A 6,010-nucleotide genomic window follows, 5' to 3' on the forward strand; every position below is an offset into this window, starting at 1 on the left:
AAGAGACAGGCTCCGCCCGGATCGCCTCCACGCCATCCGGGCGGAGCAGCATTCCCCCACCGGCCACCAGGCAGGCGACCGCCAGCAGCCCGGCCATCCGGCCCATGCCATGGCGGGAACCGGATGGGCGCGCCGTCGCAGGGGCGGGGTCCGGCGGCACAGGGCGGTCGGCCATCTGCTCCGCCCATCGTTCCCGCGCAGCCTGGGAGGTCGAGAGAAGCCGCTGGACGGCCATCAGCGAGGCACGCAGCTTCGCCGGATCGGGATGGTCGGCCCGGAGCTGCGTCCGGATGTCGAGCAGCAGGAACTCGACATTGGCGCGTGCGGGATAGGGGATGAGATGCAACCTGCCGGCGATGTCATCGACCGTCGCCAGGACCTTGAGGGCCTCGAACCTCCGCTTCGCCGTCTGCCCAGCCTGTGCGCCAGGCTCCGCCGTGTCCGATCCCCGCCGCGTTCGCGCATCCTGCTGGAACATAGTCACCCCTCGATCTTCCCAGAGTAGTAAGAGGGCCTGCGCATCAACTCAGGATGGCCCTTCGCAAGAAAATGGAGCGAGACTCCCCCTCGCCATCCCGATCTTCGATTTCGGGTGATCTAAAAACAGACTCTGGGCCCGAGCGCAAACTTCATCCCGGTTCTACGGGAATTCTTCGATCCTCCATTCGGATGCTTCCATCCTGGCGGCGGGAGCCCGGACGTTGCCGCCCGAGCGGGACCGTCCCGTGATCAGCCCTTCTGCGGCATGCCCTGCGGCACCACGGTCCTCACGATGGAGGCGTCCAGCGCCTCGTAATCGCCATAGCCGATGGTGGCGTAGAGCTCCGCCCGCGTCTGCATGCGCTCGATCATCTTCTGCGTGCCGCCGTCGCGGCGGATGGCGGCGTAGAGCTCCTCCTGCGCCTTGTTCGCGACGCGGAGCGAGGAGACCGGCCAGATCACCATGGAATAGCCCATCTCCTCGAACTCGCTGGCCGTGAAGAAGGGCGTGCGGCCGAACTCGGTCATGTTGGCCAGCAGCTTCGCGCCCGGCATGCGGCGGGCGAACTCCCGGAACATCTCGGCCGTGGTCAGCGCCTCGGGGAAGATCGCATCCGCCCCGGCCTCCAGGTAGAGCCTCGCCCGCGCCACGGCGCCGTCGATGCCCTCGCTCGCCGCCGCATCGGTGCGCGCCACCAGCACGAGATGCCGCCGCGCCCGCGCCGCCGCAGCCACCTTCGCCGCCATGTCATGCGCGTCGGCCAGCTTCTTGTCGTTCAGGTGCCCGCATTTCTTGGGCAGGAGCTGGTCCTCGATATGCACCGCCCCGGCCCCCGCCTCCTCGAAGGCGCGGACCATGTGCATGACGTTCAGCGCCTCCCCATAGCCCGTGTCGCCATCCACCAGCAGCGGCAGGCCGGAGGCGCGGGCGATCTGGCGGATGAAGAAGCAGACCTCGTCCACCGTGATGATGCCGAGATCCGGCAGGCCCATCGAGGCGGTCATGGCGGCGCCGGACAGGTACAGCCCCTCGAAGCCCGCCGCCCTCGCCTGCAGGGCCGCCTGGCCGTTATGCGCGCCGGGAAGCTGCAGGATGCCGGGGCTGTCCAGCAGCGCGCGGAACCGCTCCCCGGCCGGACGGGCGGGAAGGTCGCTGGCGACGAGGTAGGTCAAGACAGGCTCTCCCGCTCCTTCAGCGGCACGAAGGGGCGGTCCTCCGGGCCGGTGTAGTTGGCATTGGGACGGATGATCTTGTTGTCCGCCCGCTGCTCCAGCACATGGGCGGACCAGCCGGCGGTGCGGGCGATGACGAAGAGCGGCGTGAACATCGCCGTCGGCACGCCCATCATGTGGTAGGAGACGGCCGAGTACCAGTCGAGGTTGGCGAACATCCGCTTGGTGTCCGCCATCACCGCCTCGATGCGCTCCGCGATCCGGAACATCTTCATGGAGCCGACCTGCCGCGACAGGTCCTCCGCCACCTGCTTGATCACCGCGTTGCGCGGGTCGGAGACGGTGTAGACGGGATGGCCGAAGCCGATCACCACCTCCTTCTCCGCGACGCGGCGGCGGATATCGGCCTCGGCCTCGTCCGGGTCGGCGTAGCGCTTCTGCACGGCGAAGGCGAACTCGTTCGCGCCGCCATGCTTGGGCCCGCGCAGCGCGCCGATGCCGCCGGCGATGGCGGAATAGAGGTCGGAACCCGTGCCCGCGATCACCCGGCAGGTGAAGGTGGAGGCGTTGAACTCGTGCTCGGCATAGAGGTTCAGCGAGGTGTGCATCGCCCGCACCCATTTCGCCGAGGGCTCGCGCCCATGCAGCAGGTGCAGGAAATGGCCGCCGATGCTGTCGTCGTCCGTCTCGACCTCGATGCGCCGGCCGTTCTGCGAGAAGTGATGCCAGTAGAGCAGCATCGAGCCGAGCGAGGCCATCAGCCGGTCGGCGATGTCGCGCGCGCCGCTCGGGTTGTGGTCCTCCTGTTCCGGCAGGGCGCAGCCCAGCGCCGAGACGCCGCTGCGCATCACGTCCATCGGATGCGATGCGGCGGGCAGCGCCTCCAGCACCTGCTTCACCGCGGCGGGAATGCCGCGCCAGGAGCGCAGCTTGGCCTTGTAGCCGCGCAGCTCCGCCTCGGTGGGCAGGGAACCGTGGACGAGGAGATAGGCGATCTCCTCGAACTCGCACTGCGCCGCGATCTCCAGGATGTCGTAGCCGCGGTAGTGCAGGTCGTTGCCGCTGCGCCCCACGGTGCAGAGCGCGGTGTTGCCGGCGACGACGCCGGACAGGGCAACGGATTTCTTGGGCTTCGGGGTGACGGTTTCGCTCATGGCTTCTCCTCCCTTATCCATTCCCGCCGGGCCAGCCGAAGATGCCGCGGTGCTCGTTGCGCGCCAGCTTCCCTTGCGGCAGGGAGACGGTCAGCCCGGCGAGCTCCTCCGCCCGCAGCTCCGGCAGGCGCTGCACCAGCGCAAGGAAACGCTCCGCCTCCGCATTGTCGAGGATGCCCTCGGTCAGCGTGCGGAACTTGCGGATGTAGTCCGGCCGCTTCCAGGGGGTGGCGCCCAGGCTGTGCGCATTGGCCACGGCCAGCTCGTCGCTGATCTCGCTGCCATCCTTCATGCGGATGGTGATGCGGCCGCCGAAGGCCTTCACCGCCGGATCATGCGCGTGGTAGCGCTCGGTCCATTTCGGGTCCTCCACCGTGCGGATCCTGTGCCAGAGCCGCACCGTGTCGGGCCGCCTCGCCCGCTCCGGGGCATAGGATCGCACATGGTGCCATTCGCCGTCCTGCAGGGCGACGGCGACGATGTACATGATGGAATGGTCCAGCGTCTCGCGCGACGCCTCCGGGTCCATCTTCTGCGGGTCGTTGGCGCCGGTGCCGATGACGTAGTGCGTGTGGTGGCTGGTCTCGATCAGGATGTCGTCCACATCGTCCCAGTCCTTGACCTGCCTGCCCATGCGGAAGGCGAGGTCGATCAGCGCCTGGCTCTGGTATTCCGCCGAATGCTCCTTGGTGTAGGTGTCGAGGATGGCGCGCTTCGCCTCGCCCCTGCCCGGCAGCGGCACGCGGTAATGCGCGTCCTTGCCGTCCAGCATCCAGGCGATCACGCTGTCCTCGCCCTCGTAGATCGGGCTCGGCGCGCCCTCGCCCAGCATGGCGCGGTCCACCGCCTCCACCGCCAGCTTGCCGGCATGGGAGGGGGCGAAGGCCTTCCAGGAGCTGATCTCGCCCTTGCGGCTCTGGCGCGTGGCCGTGGTCACGTGCAGCGCCTGCTGCACCGCCTGGTAGATGGTGGCCGTGTCCAGCCCCAGCAGCGTGCCGATGCCCGCCGCCACCGAGGGGCCGAGATGCGCCACATGGTCGATCTTGTGCTTGTGCAGGCAGATCGCCTTCACGAGATCGACCTGGATCTCGTAGCCCGTGGCGAGGCTGCGGATCAGCGCACGGCCATCCGCGCCGCATTGCTGCGCCACGGCCAGGATCGGCGGGATATTGTCGCCGGGGTGGGAATATTCCGCCGCCAGGAAGGTGTCGTGGTAGTCCAGCTCCCGCACCGCCGTGCCGTTCGCCCAGGCCGCCCATTCCGCATGGACCCGCACATCCGGCCCCAGCCCGAAGACGGTGGCGCCGCCCGCGCGGGGATGCGCCAGTGCCTCGGTGCGGGCCGTGGTGACCGGGTGCCGGTTGATCGCGGCGATGGCGACGGAGGCGTTGTCGATGATCCGGTTGACGATCATCTCCGAGACCTCCGCCTCGACCGCCACCGGGTCGGCCGCCACCTCGGCGATCTTCCAGGCCAGTTGCTCCTCCCGCTTCAGCCGGTTGGCCTCGGGGTGCACGCGCACGTCATGGATCTGCATGGGCTGACCCTCGCTCCCTGGTATTTTGCGAAGTTTGTCACGACAGCCCTGGGAGGTCAGCCTGGCTTTCGGCATAATCGTGCCATTCCCGGCGGATGGTTTGTGAAGTTTGTGAAGACCCCGCAGCGCCATGACAGCAAGGTCTTCGCCGGCGACCGGCTGCGGCGGCTCCGCCTCTCGCGCGGGCTGAGCCAGGCGGCGCTGGCGGAACGGCTCGGCATCTCGCCCAGCTATCTCAGCCAGATGGAGGCGGATCTGCGCCCCCTCACCGCCCGGCTGCGCCGCCGCGCGGCGGAACGCCTGGGCGTGCCGGAAGGGCTGTTCGGAGAGGAGCGCGACCAGCGGCTGGCCGACAACCTGCGCGAGGCCTGCGGCGACGCGCTCTTCGGCAAGGGCACCGTGTCCATGGAGGAAGCGCGGGCGGCGGTGCGCGCGGCGCCGGAGGTGGCGGACCGCTTCCTCACCCTCTACCGCGCCTATCGGGCGCTGAGCGAACAGCACCAGGAACTGCACGACCGTATCGCCGCCAATGGGGGATCGGGCGAGGATTTCGCCGCCGTGCCGCATTTCCCCTATGACGACGTCGGGGAATGGGTGCAGTCGCGCAACAACCATTTCGACCGTCTGGACCGCGCCGCCGAGGCACTGGCGGAACGGCTGAGCCCCGATGGCGTCATCACCCAGGATCATCTGGCCCGCCACCTGCGCGACCGGCACGGCATCGCCATCGCCGAGACGCCCGGCCTGCTGGCCCAGGGCACGGTCTGGCGCCTGCAAAGACGGGAGGGGCAGCTTCTCCTCGCCAAGGAGGCCGCGCCCGCCAGCCGGCTCTTCTGGATGGCGCATGTGGTCGCCCTGCTGGACCAGCGCGCGCTGGTCCTGGCCGAGATCCGCGCCGCCGGCCTGGCCAGCGCCGGGGCGCGCGCCCTGGCGCGGATCGGCCTCGCGAACTACTTCGCCGGGGCGCTGCTGATGCCCTACGAACCCTTCCTGCGCGAGGCCGAGCTGCTGCGCTACGACATCGAGCAGTTGCAGGCCCGCTTCGGCGCCAGTTTCGAGCAGGTCTGCCACCGGCTCAGCACCCTCCAGCGCCCGGGCCGCCCCGGCATCCCCTTCTTCCTGGTGAAGACGGATATCGCCGGCAACGTGCTCAAGCGCAGCAGCGCCACGCGCTTCCGCTTCGCCCGCTTCGGCGGCCCCTGCCCGCTCTGGAACGTGTACCGCGCCTTCACCCAGCCCGGCCGCGTGCTGGTGCAGGTGGCGCGGACACCGGACGGCGTCGCCTATCTCAGCATCGCCCGCACGGTGGGGCGCGGCGGCGGCGCCTATCTCAGCCGCCCGCGCAACGTCGCCGTCGTGATCGGCTGCGAGATCGACTATGCCGGGCGCACCGTCTACGCCACCGGCCTCGACCTGCGCGACCCGGGCTTCCACGACCCGATCGGCCCCGGCTGCCGCGCCTGCGAACGCACCGACTGCCGCCATCGCGCCGTGCCGCCCGCCAGCCAGTCGATCGATGTCGGCAGCCTGGAACGCGGCGTGGTGCCCTATCGCGTGCGGACCTGATCCGGGCGGTGGCCTTCCCTGGCCGCGTTGCGCTGTCCCGGGGGAGAGGCTCCGCCTCTCGCCCTGTCTCTTGATCACAAGTCTCGACGTCAGCATAGAG

5 protein-coding genes are annotated in these 6,010 nt (G+C 69.5%); 1 reads left to right on the forward strand and 4 read right to left on the reverse strand.

The annotated features are described in order from the left end of the window. From ROTAS13_RS17940 to ROTAS13_RS17955, 4 genes are all read right to left on the reverse strand, one after another. Nucleotides 1-484, reverse strand: a 484-nt coding sequence (locus ROTAS13_RS17940; RefSeq protein WP_139323422.1) for a hypothetical protein, incomplete at its 3' end; no start/stop codon positions are given. Nucleotides 485-729: 245 nt separating this feature from the next. Further along, the gene (gene prpB, locus ROTAS13_RS17945; protein ID WP_019462174.1) at nt 730-1,653 is read right to left on the reverse strand and encodes a methylisocitrate lyase; all 924 of its coding nucleotides are present in this window, start codon (nt 1,651-1,653) and stop codon (nt 730-732) included. Further along, entirely contained in the window at nt 1,650-2,807 is a 1,158-nt protein-coding gene (gene prpC, locus ROTAS13_RS17950) for a 2-methylcitrate synthase (protein WP_019462173.1), read from the reverse strand. Before prpC ends, prpB begins: the two co-directional genes overlap by 4 nt. Before the next feature lie 13 nt (nt 2,808-2,820). After that, nucleotides 2,821-4,344: an MmgE/PrpD family protein gene (locus ROTAS13_RS17955; RefSeq protein WP_075823013.1), complete on the reverse strand. Its 1,524-nt coding sequence runs from the start codon at nt 4,342-4,344 to the stop codon at nt 2,821-2,823. Nucleotides 4,345-4,446: 102 nt separating this feature from the next. On the opposite strand from ROTAS13_RS17955, the gene ROTAS13_RS17960 reads away from it, so the two are divergent. Further along, nucleotides 4,447-5,910 carry a short-chain fatty acyl-CoA regulator family protein gene (locus ROTAS13_RS17960; RefSeq protein ID WP_058390294.1) on the forward strand — a complete coding sequence of 488 codons (1,464 nt, stop codon included), beginning with the start codon at nt 4,447-4,449 and terminating at the stop codon, nt 5,908-5,910. The last annotated feature ends 100 nt before the right edge of the window (nt 5,911-6,010 follow it).

Origin of the sequence: Roseomonas sp. TAS13, assembly GCF_001950415.1 — a bacterium.
In the GTDB taxonomy this organism is placed as follows: Bacteria; Pseudomonadota; Alphaproteobacteria; order Acetobacterales; family Acetobacteraceae; genus Roseomonas; species Roseomonas mucosa.